This is a genomic window from Mesorhizobium sp. C268A (genome assembly GCF_040324475.1).
In the GTDB taxonomy this organism is placed as follows: Bacteria; Pseudomonadota; Alphaproteobacteria; order Rhizobiales; family Rhizobiaceae; genus Mesorhizobium.
Genome location: NZ_JAMYVX010000001.1, coordinates 325596 through 339632 on the forward strand (window position 1 = coordinate 325596; position 14037 = coordinate 339632).

Here is a 14037-nt window from a genome sequence, read left to right on the forward strand (position 1 = left end):
CAGGTTGAACCCCGCACGGTGAGGAACATGACAATGAGCACATTCGGACTTCGGGTTGCGTCTTTGGGGCTCCGGGCTTTTTTGGGACTGGCGGCCTCGCTGACTTTGGGCGTCGAGGCATCTGCGCAGACAAGTCAGCCCGCGCAGCAATCCGGCGACTCGTCGCAAACAGCCAAGCAGGGTCGACTGCCGGCGCAAGGATCGTCGCCGACCGGCAAGGATGATGTCGGCGTTGACGTCTCGCTCGGCCGGCCGGAGGTGAAGCAACAGGTTGCAAGACATCTGGGAGTGGCTGAGACCGAGTTGCCACTGGCGGTGCACGTGCCGATCGCGCTCGCTTCGCAAGTCTGCGGGCAAGAGGTATTTACCGCCCGCGCCAATGTAAACCGAAGCTGCACCGCGACGAAATTCATTCCGGAAATCGCCGAGGCGGCACGCAACCATCCACAAACCTCCGCGGTACCGGAGCAGTAGCACCGAAAATGTCCGAACCCGGCGCGACGGTCGCGCCATGCTTACCCGAGGGTAGCGCTCCAACCCGGGGTAAATCAGCCAGCCCCACCGCCGTCTGTTTTTGGCGGCATGCATGATGGCGTTCGCCGCCATCTCTTAACCAATGTGAATGCTGTTGCTCCGCAGCCACGCTACGAGATCCTGTCCGAAGCGGAGGCAGGCAGATGCCACTGGAATCCCTGATCGATCAATATGTGAGCAGCCGCAAGCGGCGGGGTCTTTTGTCGATACGGCACGCTCTCGAGGTGTTGAAAGAGGCCGTTCCGGCGCTGTCGATCGGCGAAAGCCATCTTGTCAATATGATCGCCGAGCGAGCGCTCGCCTTTGGCCTCGCCATCCACTTCGATCATTCCGGCGAGAATGCCGGGTAAGACATCCACGAGCGTCTGCTGATGCTACAGGACGAGGAACTCGGTGTTCGCGTAGCTTCATTGCCTGGTGGGCGGATCTTTCCGAGGCTGCTCCCATCCGTGTTCTGGGCGGGTGGTTAAAGTCGCCGAAGCGATGCCACGGCGTGCACCGAGCCCACCCCGGCGTTGGACAAGCTCCCCCAGCTTTCGCCAGTTGGAGCTTTCGTCTACTCGCAGCAGCCCTAGCGAGGCTCGATCAGCCTCCGCGTTGGGCGGTCTCGGGTTTTGCTCCAAGGGGGCGGTTCGGGCCGGCGAATTGAGGTTGAAAGGAGAAGATGATGACGGACAACAAAACCGAGCGTGATTTTCGCGACAGGAACCGGGTCTCGTCCAACGAACGCAACGAATTCTTCCATTTTGCCCAGCAGAACGGCATCACGCCTGAGCAGGTGATGGAGCTCATCAAAGCCGCCGGGAATGACCGCGCCTCGTTGCGGCTGCGAAGGAATTGAAATCAGTTTCCCGGGGCGGCTCGCTTACGGCATGAAGCCTCGCTGCCGAGGAGAACCTTGAGCCGTGGTGAGAATTTGAGTGTAGCATCATCCTGACGCACACGCGGAGCAGGTCGAGCGTGAAAGTGAAAATTGTACCCCTGCCCAACATGCGGCAAGCGCTGGAGGTTCGAGGCTGCGCAGATCGGCTATGGTCACCCCGAACCATAATCCACTCCAACCCGAGTCCTGGACGCACGGCGTGGCACCGAGCCTACTTCCTGCCGTCGTTCAATAATAATCCCGCGCCGCAGTCAGCCAGCGAGATCACCGTCGTCTGCCGGACGCGTGTCGGCTTCCAAACTGACAACGCACAGCCTTTGTAGCGACGCTTTCCAGCCACGATCACCTGCGCAGCTTTGCCGCGCTCGCTGCGCACCAATAAATTCCATCTCCTTCCCTCACACTGATCTTGTTCAGGCGGTCGTTTTGCCGCTGCGGTAGGCGCTGTCCTTCCGCTTCGATCGCGGTAGCGCCCAGTATCAACGCTGCCAGATCAAACCGCACAATCAGCACCTCAAAGCTGATCAGCAGAAGCAGCAGTGAATCAGGACCTCGTCGATCAGGGTCAAAGGGCCAAGCACATATGTCTGGGCACGGTGACCGTGGCATAGCCGGCGCTGCAATGACGGCGTCGGTGCCCGTCTTGTGGAGCCGGAAAGCCCAACTTAGAAAACAGTCGGCGGTGCCGATCTCGAAGAAATTCTAGCCCGGCACGGTGAACAGGCTGGGGGCCGCATCGCGATCTAGGGTTCAGCACAACTCCGGCGGCATCGAGACGATCGACCTCAGCCCGGTCGGCGGCCCTCGGCCACGTCCATGACCAGCACGCGCAGCATGGTCAGCTGGCGCTTACCCTCCATGGCGCGCCCGTCGGCGACGGTCTGTCTCTTTCGGCTCAGGAAAACGTCACTCTGAGTTTGCTAAACGCGGTGCTGGACCGGTTACCACGCGTCAGATCTGGATCATCACCTTGCCGGCCTCGATTCTCATCGGATAGATCGCGAGCTTGACGCAGACCGGCGCGCCCTTGACCTGGCCGGTCGCAGAGCGGCCAATGTGCTTCAAGGCATTCGATGACGTCGTCGATCACCAGCCCTTCGGCTAGATGCGCCTTCTCATGGGTCCAATATCCGTCGGTGGCGAAGAGCTCGTCATCGGGCGAGCGGCAAACCGCGAGGATCGAAGCAGATGACATCCTCTTCCTCGATGTCATCGACCGCGCACGCTTCAATCCAGTCGGCCATCTCCGGCTCCCGCACCATCCGCTATGGCTATTCAGCCGCCGCCGACATATCCACCTGGTGAAATTCGCCGCGATAGGGTCTGGCTGTCGGCGGCAATTCGCGCTTGAGATAAAAATCCTCGTACCGCAGCTGCTTCAGCAGCACCGGCCAGACCTCGCGATAGGCATGCCACATCGACGGGTTCGCTACCGGCAGGTCGTGCTTGATCAGCTCGTGCAGCCTCGGCAGCGCATGATAGGGCACCATCGGGAACATGTGGTGTTCGACGTGATAATTCATGTTCCAGTAGATGAAGCGGCTGACCGGGTTCATGTAGACGGTGCGGGTGTTCAGCCGATGGTCGACCACGTTGTCGGCCAGGCCGATATGCTGCAGCAACCCTGTCAGCACCATGTGCCAGCTGCCATAGAGGCGCGGCAGGCCGATCAGCACCAGCGGCAGCAGCGACCACGTGAACAGCGCCAGCCCGACTGTCGCCGCATAGATGGCGACATGCCAGCGCGCAGCGATCACCGCCTTGTGCTGCTCCATCTCGGGGATATAGCTCTTCTCTTCATCGGACAGCTTGCCGAACGCCTGGCGCACCAGCGCCGGCAGCGAATAGCGGAAATCGAGAATACCGGTGAAGGCGAGCGCCGCCCGCAGCAGATCTGGGGGGCGCATGACGGCGATTTCGGCATCGCGGCCGACGATGATGGTATCGGTGTGATGGCGGGCATGGCTCCAGCGCCATTGCACGGGGTTGCGCATCAGCATGAAGCTTGAGATCTGGTAGACGACATCGTTCATCCAGCGCGTCCGGAACGCGGTACCGTGGCCGCATTCGTGCCAGCGCGAGTCGCTGGACGAGCCGTAAAGCACGCCATAGACGAACAGGAACGGCACCACCCACCACGTGGCCCAGAACCATACGATGCCGGCGGCCGACACCAGGATCGCGGCGACCCAGATGATCGTGTCGCGGATCGCCGGCCCGTCGGAGCGTTGCATCAACTCCTTGATCGCCTTGCGCGGGACATCGGTGTGATACCATTCGGCCGAAGCCAATCCGGTCTCAATGGCGCGCTTGGTGCTTTCACCGACCAGGCTGTAGTCGCGCTTCCTGCTTGCCGTCATCGTCATCTCCGCTTTCCCGCCTGCGCTCCGCAAGGGCCGCCTGGGGCCGGCCGGGCCGCGCCTGCTTCCGTATTCCGGCGCACTTCCCGCCCGCCGCGGCAACCGATCGTGCGTTTCAAGCCGGTCACGCCTGCAGTCTCGCAAAAGCGCCCGACGGCGCAGGGTAATCCTGTTGCGGCTGCCGGGCGATCGACCCTATCCTCGCTTCCGCTTGGGCGATCTGGCCGGCACCGTCGAGCACCCGGAACACGGCGTCATAGGAGCGGCTTTCGCCATGGTCCAGCCAGATCATCTCGCCCCGTTCGCGCGCGGCGAGATTGCCCAGAACATGATGCGTCGAAGGTTCGATTCCCAAGGCATATAGGCCGGCCTGGAAGTTCTGCCACTGATAGGTGCAGGGCAGCTGATCCTTGCGGGTAACGACCTCGAAGCCGAGGCCCAGGTGGTCATTGACGACGGCCACCGGCACCTCGCCCGCCGCATCGGAGCCAAGCTCGTGCTCCCAGACCTGCTCGCTGAACCCCAGCTGCGGCGCCGGCACGGTTCGGTAGCCGACTTTCTGCGCCTCGTAGCGTTCGCCGGCGTGCGCCGCCCAGACGACATCCCGGATCGGCGCCAGGTAGCGCGAACCCTCGTCGAGCAAGGGATGGCTGACATTGACGTGATAGAAATACATATGCGGCGTGCGGCTGAAACCATGATTGACGACGCGGTCCGACAGCCGGATCTCGGTGCCGCCGACATCGGCCTCGATGCGGCGCAGCAACTGGAGATCCTCGCCGAACACGGTTGCCTGCTGGACGATGCCTTCCGCCCACAGCACGCAGCGGTCGCCGTCCCAGGCCTCGCCGTAGCCGGTCAGCCGCGCCGGCACGGTGCCGATGCGGCCATGCAGCGAGTGCAATACCCGCTTGCGCCCGGGATAATTGTAGCTTTCGGCCGGCACGTCTTGCCGGCCCAGTATATGATCGAGGCCGCAGGTGACGAGCAGCCCCGAGAACGACCGGCCAAAGGCGAAACCGTCCTCCCCTTCATGCTCGTGCAGTCCGGGGTGCCGAAAGCCGCTCGGCGAATGCCAGCCGATCGCCTGGCCCCGGAAGTCGCAATCGGCGATATCAAGCGCCCGGTCGACCAGCGCCGTGAAGCGCAGGCCGGAGCCGGTGCGGAACTCGAGCATCCGGATGCCGCGCTCCACGCCGTCGCCGAGCGTCATAAGCCGCACACCGGCAAACTGCGACAGCATGCCGGACCGCTCGGCCACCTGCCTTCGCGACAGCGTCTTGCCGTAAAGCTCTACCATGCGACGTCCTTCACTTTGCCCTCGCCTCCTTGAGCAAGGCCGACATGTCGGCGCCGGTGATGATGCTTTCCACCGTCAACAGGTCGGTGTCGGCGACCGTCTGTTCCGCGACGATTTCGCCGCGGCGCATGACGATGATGCGGTCGGCGACCTGGAACACGTGGTGGATGTTGTGGGTGATGAGCAGCACCGAGTGGCCGGCGTCGCGCACCTCCTTGACGAAGCGCAGCACGCCGTGGGTTTCCTCGACGCCAAGATTGTTGGTCGGCTCGTCGAGTATGATCACCTTGGCGGCGAACTGCATGGCGCGCGAGATCGCGATCGATTGCCGCTCACCGCCCGAGAGCGTGCTCACCAGTGCATCGGCATCGAGCTTTTTCGAAATGCCGACCCGCTTCAGCAGCGCCGAGGCGGCGTTGCGAAGCTTGGCGAGATCGAGCGGCGCGAACACGCCGAGCCAGCCGAAATTGACCGGCTCCCGACCCAGGAAAAGATTGCGCGCGATGCTGAGGTCCGGCGCGAGCGATGTGTCCTGATGGATAGTCTCGATGCCGAGGTCCATCGCGTCGCGCGTCGAGCGGATCGACGCCTTCTCGCCGCGCACGAAGATGTCGCCGTGGTCGGCCGGGAAGACGCCGGAGATCGCTTTGATCAGCGTCGACTTGCCGGCGCCATTGTCGCCAAGCAGGGCAACCACCTCGCCTTCGTTGAGGGTGAACGAGGCGTTCTTCAGCGCACGCACGTTGCCGAAGGACTTTTGCAGGTCTTGCAGACGCAGCACTTCCATCGTCAGCTCCTTGCGGCGTTCTTCTGCAGCAAAGCGTGCAGGATGAGCATGGCGAGGATGATGACGCCGACGAAGATGTTGTATGCCAAGCCCGGCACGCCGATCAGCACGATGCCGTTGCGGATGGCGCGCAGCATCAGCGCGCCGACGATGGTGCCGAGGATGGTGCCGCGCCCCCCAGTGAGCGCCGTGCCGCCGACCACCACCATGGCGATCACTTCGAGTTCGTAGCCGGTGCCGGCCACCGGCGAGGCGGCCGAAATCCGGAACGCGCTGATCATGCCGGCCAGCCCGGCCACCACCGAGGTCAGGATGAACAGCCAGATCTTGACCGCGTCGGCCGGCACGCCGCGCGCCACCGCTGCGTTGCGGTTGCTGCCGATGGCGCTGATCCAGTTGCCGAGCTTGGCGTAGCGCAGGATGTAAATCGCCAGCAGCGACAGGCCGATGAACCACCAGAGCGAGGTGTAGAACCGGAACGAGCCTACATTGAAGCTGCCGGCAAGCAGCGTGACGAAGAAGCCGGGCTGGTCCCACGACTTCAGGGGGAATCCCTGCGTGATGTAGAGCGCCGCGCCGCGCACGACGAGCAGCATCGACAGCGTGACCAGGAAGGAGGAAATGCCGATCTTGGTGACGATCAGCCCGTTGATGGCGCCGATCGCGATGCACAGCACAAGCCCGGCCAGGAGGGCGACGCCGATGTCGATACCGCCATTCTGCACCAGCAGCATCACCACGACGGGCGCAAGGCCGAACACGGCGCCGACCGATAGATCGAACTCGCCCGCCGTCAGCAGCAGCGTCATGCCGAGAGCGATGATGCCGAGCTCGGGCAGGAACGCCATCATGTTGGATATGTTGAGCGGCGACAGGAAGTTGCCGTCGGCGATGGCGAACACCACGAGCAGCACGATGAGGATGATGAGCGAGGAGAATTGCGGCGAACGCAGCAGCGCAGACCTGCCCTTCGCTCGCTGCGTGTCGTCGTCTGCTGTGATTGCCATATCTGTCAGGACCATGCGTTTCGTCCGGCGCCCGCCATTTCGGGGCGGGCGCCGATTGTCGTCACTTGTTGTAGAGTTTCAGGATCGGCTCGACGCTCGAGGCGTCGTAGAGGCTGAATGTGTGAATGTCGTAGCCGATCGGCTCGCCAGAGGCCGCTAGCCCGAGCAGCGCCACCGGCATGAAGCCCTGCGCCGACGGGTACTGCCAGGCCGCAGCATTGACGAAGCCGGACTTGACCGCCTCGGCCGTCTCCTTTGAGTTGCCCCAGCCGACGACCGGGACCTTGCCGGCCGACACACCGGCCCCGTCGAAGACGCGTTTGATGCTTGCTGCCACGGAATCGCCCAGTGCAATGATTGCCGGCGGATTGTTGGCGACCATGTAGTCGGTCATCTTGGCGATGATGCCGGCCGGGTCGGTGCCGCAATCGACCACGTCGTACTTGATGCCGAGCGGATCGAAGACGCTGGCGATGCCCTCGGTCTCGAGCTGCTGGTAGCTGGCGCCCGGCACTTCGACCGGCAGGAACACCTTGTCGCCCTGCTTCACCATCTTGTGGTCGACGAGATACTTGGCCCAGATGACGCCCGCTTCCCTGAGGTCGGCCCCGACATAGGCCTGCCGCCCGGTCGCCGGATCGTCGGTGTTGAAGAACACGATCGGGATGCCGGCGGCCTTGGCGGCCTTCACCTCCTCCGTCCACAGGCCGGGCTGAGCCGAGGTGGTGGCGATGCCGTCCGGCTTGGCGGCGAGCGCCGAGTTGAAAGCCTCCTTCTGCGCCGCCATGTCGCCGCCGCTGAACGAGATCTTGCAGGTCACCTTGAGCTGGTCGCAGGCCTTGGTTGCGCCGGTATTCCAGTCGATCCAGAACGCGTCCGAAGGGCCACCATGCGACAGCAGATAGAAGGTCTTCTGGCCGTCCTGCGCGAATGCCGGCAGGCTCAAGGAGACCCCGGCCACCAGCGTTGCCGCAGCAGCCACTTTCAATGCGAATTTCAACATTCATTCCTCCCTTGGTTGGAGTTGCGCCGCCATGCGCCGGCGGCGCAACCGGCGCTCACAGGCCGTTGGCGCGGAACTTCCCGTCGAGGAATTTCTTCGCGCGCGGCACGTCGTCTTCCGAGAGATGCTCGATGATGACCGGGATGTTTGGGTGCTTTTCCGCCAGCCGCTGCAGATAGAGATCGTAATTCAGCGACCCCAGCCCGGGCGCCGGCAGCTCGATCTCGCCGACGCCGCGGAAGGTGTGGCTCTCCATCGCATCCTCGTCGCCGATGTCGGCATGCTTTTCCGACTTGTCGCTGCCCGAACGCTTGACGTCCTTGGCATGCGCGATCTTGATCTTGTCGGCCAGCGTATCGAACACCTGGTTCAGGATCTGGTCCATCCGGTCGATGTTGTGGGTTTCGAAATAGTTGGTCGGATCCATCAGCAGGCCGAGGCCGGGATGGTCGACCTGGGCGAACATCTTCACCGTCTCCTCGACCGAGCCCACAACGTTGTTGACGTAGGTCTCGAGCAGGAAGACCGCGCCGTGGTCATAGGCGGTCTGGGCAAGCTCGGCGATCACCTTGCGGCACTCCTCAAAGCCTTCCTCGGTCTTGTTTTTGGGATGATGCACCCAGTCGGATTCGGTGTTGTAGGTACCGGTCTCGGAGATCACGTAGGGCGAGCCGAAGCTGCGGGCGTTGCGGATGATCTCCTTGAGATAGCCGACGCGCTTGTCGCGCTCGGCCTTGTCGGGATGGATGATGTTGGTGTAGCCCGACACGCAGCAGATCGGCAGGTTGTTGTCGCGGAAGACGTCGCGCACCTGCTTGGCCTTGTCCTCGGTGATCTGCCCGGCCGACAGATCGATATCCCTGAAATGCAGGTCGAGCTGCACCGTGTTGAAACCGAGCCCGCGGATCTTCTTTGCCGTCTCTTCGAGGCCGTACGGGAAATAGCCCGTGAAAATACCTGCCTGCATCATGATGTGAATTCCTCCCTGTAAGCGATTCAGTTGGCTGATTTTATCGAGATTTCGGAAAGCTTGACGGTGCGGCCTTGCGCCATCGAGCGATAGCCGGCCTCGACCAGCGCCATCGTCTTGACGTTGTCGGCCACCGATAATGCCGGCGGCGCGCCTGTCTTTACCGCATGCTGCAGTTGCTCCATGACGCCGATGAAGGCATGCGGGAACCACATCGTGTCCCAGCTCGGGCTGACCCACTTGCCATCCGTCGTCTCGGTCGACGCATAAGTCAGCGTCGAGGCCACACCTTTCGGCCAGCCGATCGTGCCTTTGGCGACACCCTTGGTGCCGTCGACGCGCCAGTTGATGTGCTGGTCGTCCTCATAGCCCTCCTGGCGCGGTCCGGACCAGACATCCTCCAGCGACACGGCGAGCACGCCGGAGGGAAAGCGCAGCGTCGACACGGTGATGCCGTCGCTATGCTCGAATGTGGTGCGCGGGTCCTTGCGTGTCAGCGTGGTGATTTCCGAGGGATCGCCGAACAGGAAGCGCAGCACGTCGAGATGATGCACGCTCATATTGGCGAGCGTCAGCCGGTCGTAGTCCTGAAGGAAAGTCTGCCAGTGCGGGATCGCATGCATGTCGATCTGCGCAAAGACGATGTCGCCCAGGGCGCCGCTGTCGATGATCTGCTTCAGCACGCGCATCGACTGGTCGTAGCGCATGTTCTGGTTGACCGAGAGGATCTTGCCTGACTTGGCTGCCTCGTCGCGCAGCTTCACGGCTTCATCGACCGACAGCGCCAGTGGCTTCTGCGCCAGGATCGCCTTGATGTGAGGCTGCTTCAGCGCATGGCGGATCAGCGCCGGCTGCAGATCGGGTGGAAAGGCAAGGTCGACGATCTCGACCTCAGAATCCTCGATCAGCTGTTCCGGCGTGTCGTGGACGGTCGGGATGTCCCAACGCGCGGCGACCTTCTGCGCATTGGAACGGGTCCGCGAGGCGATCGCCACCACGTTGAACCCCGCTTCGCGATAGGCTGCCAGATGGCACTCGGCCATGATCATGCCGGCGCCGATGCAGCCGATACGGTATTCTTTCGTGCGGACCTTCACGTCCGGCTCGAAGCCTTCGCTCGCCATGTCTTCCTCCCGCAATTCTGTTTTCGCAGCCGCGATCATCTCGCCAACGCGCCTCCGTCCTGCCCGAAATAATGCACCCGGGCCGGCTCGCAGGAAATCGCTACCACCGCATCCGGCCTGATGTCGGGCTGGCCGCGCAGCAGCGCCTTCAGCCGCGCCTCTCCGGCGGCGAGCGTTACCACCGTGTAGCCGCCAAGCGGCTCGACCTCGAACACGCGCGCCGGGCGGCCAGCGCCCCCTTCGACCCAGGGCCCGACCTTGATGTCCTCCGGCCTCAGCCCGATTTCGATCGCGTCGGCCGGAGCAGCGCGATCGGCGATGCTGACCGTGCCTTCTGCGGCCTCGAGGCCATCTTCGCCGCGAACGGATTTGAGGATGTTCATCATCGGCGAACCAAGCAGTCGCGCCACATAGGTGTTCGCCGGGCGGTCGTAGATCTCGGACGGGGCGCCGATCTGCCGGATCCTGCCATTCTCCAGAATGGCGATGCGGTCGGCGATCGACATCGCCTCTTCCTGGTCATGGGTGACGTAGATCAGCGTCTTGCCGAGTTCGCGCTGGATGCGCTTGAGCTCGACGCGCGTTTCCTCGCGCAGCCGCGCATCGAGCGCAGAGATCGGGTCGTCCATCAGATAGGCGTTCGGGTCGCGCACCAGGGCGCGGGCCATGGCCAGGCGTTGCCGCTCGCCACCGGAAAGCTGCGCCGGCGGCTTGTGAAGGATGTGGCCGATATGCAGCTTGGCGGCGACGTCGGCGACACGCTTTTCGATCTGGGCCTCGGCGACCTTGCGCTCGACCAGCGGGAAACGCACATTTTCGCGCGCGCTCATATGGGGGAACAGCGCCAGGTTCTGGAACACCATGGCGACATTGCGCTCGGCCGGCGAGACGGTGTTGACCGGTTTGCCGCCGATCAGGATCTCTCCGGCGTCAGGCGTCTCCAGACCGAGCACGAGGCGCAGGATTGTCGATTTGCCCGACAGCGGCGGCCCGAAGAAGCAGAAGAATTCGTTGTCATTGACGGTGAACGAGGCGTCGTCGACGGCGAGCGTCGTGCCGTAACGCTTGCTGACATTGCGAAAGACGATATCGGCCATGTCAACCTGCCTTCATCGCAATGCCGCTGCGGGCATCGAAGACACGCACGGACGATGCCACGGGGGCGACGACGGCAAGCTCGCCGATCGACAGTCCGACAGCATTGTCGAACACCGCCTTCACGGCGGTCTCGCCATCGCCGAGATGGACGATGGTCCTGGCGCCGATCCGCTCGACGAAGCTCACCGGCATGGCGAGGCCCTGCCCGCTCGGCACCAGCGACACCTGTTCGGGCCGGAAGCCGTAAAGCACCTCAGAGCGCGATCCGCGCAAGGTGGCGGCCAGCGCATCCGGCAGCGTCGGCGTGACCCCCAGCGACCCGAGATCGACCACCAGGCCCCGGTCGCTCTCCGCCGGCCTTCCCTTCAGCAGGTTCATGCCCGGAGCGCCGATGAAGCGGGCGACGAAGACATTGGCCGGATTGTTGTAGACTTCCAGCGGCGTTCCCACCTGCTGCAGCACGCCGTGATCCATGACGGCAATGCGGTCGGCCATGGTCATGGCCTCGAGCTGGTCATGGGTGACGTAGACCATCGTCTGCCTGAACTGGCGCTGCAGCTGCTTGAGCTCGGTCCGCATTACCGCCCGGAAGGCGGCGTCGACATTGGACAGCGGCTCGTCGAGCAGGAAGATGGCCGGCTCCATGATCGCCGAGCGTCCGATTGCCACCCGCTGCAGGATGTTGACCGAGAGCCGGTCGGCCTTGCGGTCGAGCAGCGGCGTCAACTGCAGCAGCTCGGCGATGGCGCCGACGCGGCGGTCGATCTCGGCTGTCGCCGCACCGCGCATCCGCGGCCCGTAGGCAAGGTTCTGGCGCACCGTCATGTGGGTGAAGATGGCGTAGTTCTGGAAAACGAAGCCGACGCCGCGCCGGCCCATCGGCACGCCGGCCATGTCGCGCTCGCCGAACAGGATCTTGCCGCTGGTCGGCTCCTCCATGCCGGCGATCATGTTCATCGTCGTCGACTTGCCGCATCCCGAAGGCCCGAGCAGCGCCATGAACTCGCCATCGGCGATGTCGAGGTCCATGGTCTTCAGCGCCGTGAACTCGCCAAAGGTCTTGACCAGGTTGCGCAGCTGGATCGCACTCATGCCGGCACCAGCCTTGCGCGCGCCATGCGCTTCATGGCGAATACGGCAACGATCGAAAGCACGACCAGGATGGCCAGCGCGATCGCCGCCACATAGCCCCAGATCAGGTCCTGCGTCGTGACCTTGTAGATGTAGACGGAGATCGTCTCCGTGGCGACCCCGGGGCCGCCGCCGGTCATGATGTAGAGCGTGTCGAAGATCTTGAAGTTCTCGATGACGCGGATCGCCAGCGCGATGATGATGATCGTCTTCATCTTCGGCAGCACGATGGTGACGAAGCGCTGCCACGGGTTGGCGCCGAGCAGGGTCGCCGCCTTGATCTGGTCCTGCGGCACGCCGACCAGGCCGGCAAGCAGGATCAGGAACATCAGCGGCGTCCACTGCCAGATATCGGCGATGATCACCGCGATCAGCGCCAGTGTGGGGTCAGACAGCCAGGCGATGGTGACGCGGGAACCGCTGAGTGCCGACAGGATGTCGTTCAGCGGCCCGCCCGACTGGAACAGCATGAAGAACATGTAGCCGGCCACCGCCGGAACCACCATCATCGGCATCAGCAGGATCGAATAGAAGATCCGCTTGCCCGGAAAATCGTCCGCGAACAGCGTCGCCAATGCCAGGCCAAGCAGGAATTCGACGGGCACGCACACGACCATGACGATGGCCGTGCGCCTCAGCGCGCTCCAGAAGCGCGCATCGGCGGCAAGGTCGGTGTAGTTGGCGAAGCTGTTCCACATCTCCCATGCGTTCCACCAGCCGAGGCCGGAGAGCGGCGACCAGTCGGTGACGCTGATGTAGAACTGCATCAGCAGCGGGAAGACGGAGATGAAGAGCACCAAAACCTGCGCCGGCAGCGTCAGCCGGAATCCCAGCCGCGCTCCCTCGTCCCGCAGCACGGGCTTGCCAAGCGCGGCCTTTGCGTCCTTCGAGACAGTCACGGTCACCGCGCTCATTGCTTGAGCGCGCCGAAGGTCAGTCCGCGCACCAGATGGCGCTGGATAGCGATGCCCATGATGACCGGCGGCACCGCGGCGACAAGACCGAGCGCGGCCTTGGCGCCATAGAGCTGCCCGGTCATCGAGGAGGACAGCGAGGCCATGTAGACGGGGATCGTCACCCATTCACGCGTCGTCAGCAGCAGCGCGATCAGATAGTCCGACCAGTTGAGGATGAAGACGAAGAGGGCGGCGCTGGCCAGCGGTGCGCGCATCATCGGCAGCGTGATGCGCGTGAAGACGCGCAGCCGCGAACAACCTTCGACAAGCGCCGCTTCCTCGATCTCGCGCGGCATGTCGTCGAAGAAGGTCTTCATGAGCCAGAAAGCGAACGGCAGGGTGACGATGCCGTAGATCAGGGCCAGGCCAAACCAGCTGTCGGTGAAGTTCAGGAAGGCCCACATGATCATGACCGGGATCATCACCGCCATTGGCGGAAACAGCCTGAGCTGGATCAGCGCCAGCGGCAGGTTCTGGCCCGAGCCGAAACGCGACAGCCCGTAGGCCGCAGCCGTGCCCGCCGACATTGCGATCGCCGTGCCGAACACCGAAGACAGCAGCGACGACAGGATCGGCTTCAGCGCGGTGCGGTCGAGCGCCACGATCAGATTGTTGTTGGACTCGCCGAAGACGAACCGGAAATTGCCCAGCGTCGGGTTCTTCGGCCACCATGTCAGGTCCGTGCCGGTCGCCGACCATTCGGCGATCGGCTTGAAGGCCATCGACACCATCCAAAGGATCGGCACCAGCGTCACGGCCATCGCCGCGAAGATCGCGGCGTAGCGGAATATCTCGAAGGGGACGGAACGCTTCATCTGGCTGCTTTGCTGGTGGCGTTGACTGCGGCGGGAGGAACAGATGCTCCTCCCCTCCAGCGCTGATCC

Annotated in this window: 15 protein-coding genes and 1 pseudogene; 3 read left to right on the forward strand and 13 right to left on the reverse strand. The window is 63.5% G+C overall.

Annotated features, from left to right (window positions below):
• Positions 1-105: 105 nt before the first annotated feature.
• The 3 genes from NKL06_RS01695 (at position 106) to NKL06_RS01705 (ending at position 1375) form a co-directional block, all read left to right on the forward strand.
• Entirely contained in the window at positions 106-474 is a 369-nt protein-coding gene (locus NKL06_RS01695) for a hypothetical protein (protein ID WP_352580035.1), read from the forward strand.
• 203 nt (positions 475-677) lie between these two features.
• The gene (locus NKL06_RS01700; RefSeq protein ID WP_023693353.1) at positions 678-884 is read left to right on the forward strand and encodes a hypothetical protein; all 207 of its coding nucleotides are present in this window, start codon (positions 678-680) and stop codon (positions 882-884) included.
• A gap of 317 nt (positions 885-1201) precedes the next feature.
• A complete protein-coding gene (locus NKL06_RS01705; protein ID WP_023689424.1) occupies positions 1202-1375 on the forward strand; it encodes a DUF3606 domain-containing protein in 174 nt (57 codons plus the stop codon).
• Positions 1376-1628: 253 nt separating this feature from the next.
• Here the strand turns inward: NKL06_RS01705 and NKL06_RS01710 are convergent, their stop codons facing one another.
• The 13 genes and pseudogenes from NKL06_RS01710 to NKL06_RS01770 all read right to left on the reverse strand — a co-directional run bounded on the left by NKL06_RS01710 (position 1629) and on the right by NKL06_RS01770 (position 13968).
• Complete coding sequence (locus NKL06_RS01710; protein ID WP_155927361.1) at positions 1629-1796, reverse strand: hypothetical protein; 168 nt, start codon at positions 1794-1796, stop codon at positions 1629-1631.
• Between the two features lie 572 nt (positions 1797-2368).
• Positions 2369-2661, reverse strand: a pseudogene (locus NKL06_RS01715) (Rieske 2Fe-2S domain-containing protein).
• Between the two features lie 27 nt (positions 2662-2688).
• Positions 2689-3783: a fatty acid desaturase family protein gene (locus tag NKL06_RS01720; RefSeq protein ID WP_023685252.1), complete on the reverse strand. Its 1095-nt coding sequence runs from the start codon at positions 3781-3783 to the stop codon at positions 2689-2691.
• Positions 3784-3901: 118 nt separating this feature from the next.
• Entirely contained in the window at positions 3902-5077 is a 1176-nt protein-coding gene (locus tag NKL06_RS01725; protein WP_023693352.1) for an aldose 1-epimerase family protein, read from the reverse strand.
• A gap of 10 nt (positions 5078-5087) precedes the next feature.
• Positions 5088-5870, reverse strand: coding sequence for an ATP-binding cassette domain-containing protein (locus NKL06_RS01730; protein WP_023693351.1), 783 nt, complete (start codon positions 5868-5870; stop codon positions 5088-5090).
• Positions 5867-6871, reverse strand: a complete 1005-nt coding sequence (locus NKL06_RS01735; protein ID WP_050586906.1) for an ABC transporter permease — start codon at positions 6869-6871, stop codon at positions 5867-5869. The genes NKL06_RS01730 and NKL06_RS01735 overlap by 4 nt, the downstream gene beginning before the upstream one ends.
• Positions 6872-6932: 61 nt before the next feature.
• Positions 6933-7874, reverse strand: a complete 942-nt coding sequence (locus NKL06_RS01740; RefSeq protein WP_023693350.1) for a sugar ABC transporter substrate-binding protein — start codon at positions 7872-7874, stop codon at positions 6933-6935.
• A gap of 55 nt (positions 7875-7929) precedes the next feature.
• Positions 7930-8844, reverse strand: a complete 915-nt coding sequence (locus NKL06_RS01745) for a sugar phosphate isomerase/epimerase family protein (protein ID WP_023693349.1) — start codon at positions 8842-8844, stop codon at positions 7930-7932.
• Between the two features lie 26 nt (positions 8845-8870).
• On the reverse strand, positions 8871-9968 hold the full coding sequence (locus tag NKL06_RS01750; protein WP_352580036.1) for a Gfo/Idh/MocA family protein: 1098 nt from the start codon (positions 9966-9968) through the stop codon (positions 8871-8873).
• 35 nt (positions 9969-10003) lie between these two features.
• Positions 10004-11065 carry an ABC transporter ATP-binding protein gene (locus NKL06_RS01755; RefSeq protein WP_023693348.1) on the reverse strand — a complete coding sequence of 354 codons (1062 nt, stop codon included), beginning with the start codon at positions 11063-11065 and terminating at the stop codon, positions 10004-10006.
• A 1-nt stretch (position 11066) separates the two neighbouring features.
• Positions 11067-12158 carry an ABC transporter ATP-binding protein gene (locus NKL06_RS01760; protein ID WP_023693347.1) on the reverse strand — a complete coding sequence of 364 codons (1092 nt, stop codon included), beginning with the start codon at positions 12156-12158 and terminating at the stop codon, positions 11067-11069.
• Positions 12155-13111 (reverse strand): carbohydrate ABC transporter permease, encoded by a 957-nt coding sequence (locus tag NKL06_RS01765; protein WP_352580037.1) that lies wholly within the window; start codon positions 13109-13111, stop codon positions 12155-12157. Before NKL06_RS01765 ends, NKL06_RS01760 begins: the two co-directional genes overlap by 4 nt.
• The gene (locus NKL06_RS01770; protein ID WP_023693346.1) at positions 13108-13968 is read right to left on the reverse strand and encodes a carbohydrate ABC transporter permease; all 861 of its coding nucleotides are present in this window, start codon (positions 13966-13968) and stop codon (positions 13108-13110) included. The genes NKL06_RS01765 and NKL06_RS01770 overlap by 4 nt, the downstream gene beginning before the upstream one ends.
• Positions 13969-14037: the final 69 nt, after the last annotated feature.

Excerpts from the sequence above, each read along its gene's own strand:
- NKL06_RS01705 (WP_023689424.1), top strand. The coding sequence starts at position 1,202 with ATGACGGACAACAAAACCGAGCGTGATTTTCGCGACAGGAACCGGGTC.
- NKL06_RS01735 (WP_050586906.1), bottom strand. The coding sequence starts at position 6,871 with ATGGCAATCACAGCAGACGACGACACGCAGCGAGCGAAGGGCAGGTCT.
- NKL06_RS01700 (WP_023693353.1), top strand. The coding sequence starts at position 678 with ATGCCACTGGAATCCCTGATCGATCAATATGTGAGCAGCCGCAAGCGG.
- NKL06_RS01725 (WP_023693352.1), bottom strand. The coding sequence starts at position 5,077 with ATGGTAGAGCTTTACGGCAAGACGCTGTCGCGAAGGCAGGTGGCCGAG.
- NKL06_RS01720 (WP_023685252.1), bottom strand. The coding sequence starts at position 3,783 with ATGACGATGACGGCAAGCAGGAAGCGCGACTACAGCCTGGTCGGTGAA.
- NKL06_RS01755 (WP_023693348.1), bottom strand. The coding sequence starts at position 11,065 with ATGGCCGATATCGTCTTTCGCAATGTCAGCAAGCGTTACGGCACGACG.
- NKL06_RS01745 (WP_023693349.1), bottom strand. The coding sequence starts at position 8,844 with ATGATGCAGGCAGGTATTTTCACGGGCTATTTCCCGTACGGCCTCGAA.
- NKL06_RS01770 (WP_023693346.1), bottom strand. The coding sequence starts at position 13,968 with ATGAAGCGTTCCGTCCCCTTCGAGATATTCCGCTACGCCGCGATCTTC.
- NKL06_RS01750 (WP_352580036.1), bottom strand. The coding sequence starts at position 9,968 with ATGGCGAGCGAAGGCTTCGAGCCGGACGTGAAGGTCCGCACGAAAGAA.
- NKL06_RS01765 (WP_352580037.1), bottom strand. The coding sequence starts at position 13,111 with ATGAGCGCGGTGACCGTGACTGTCTCGAAGGACGCAAAGGCCGCGCTT.
- NKL06_RS01740 (WP_023693350.1), bottom strand. The coding sequence starts at position 7,874 with ATGTTGAAATTCGCATTGAAAGTGGCTGCTGCGGCAACGCTGGTGGCC.
- NKL06_RS01760 (WP_023693347.1), bottom strand. The coding sequence starts at position 12,158 with ATGAGTGCGATCCAGCTGCGCAACCTGGTCAAGACCTTTGGCGAGTTC.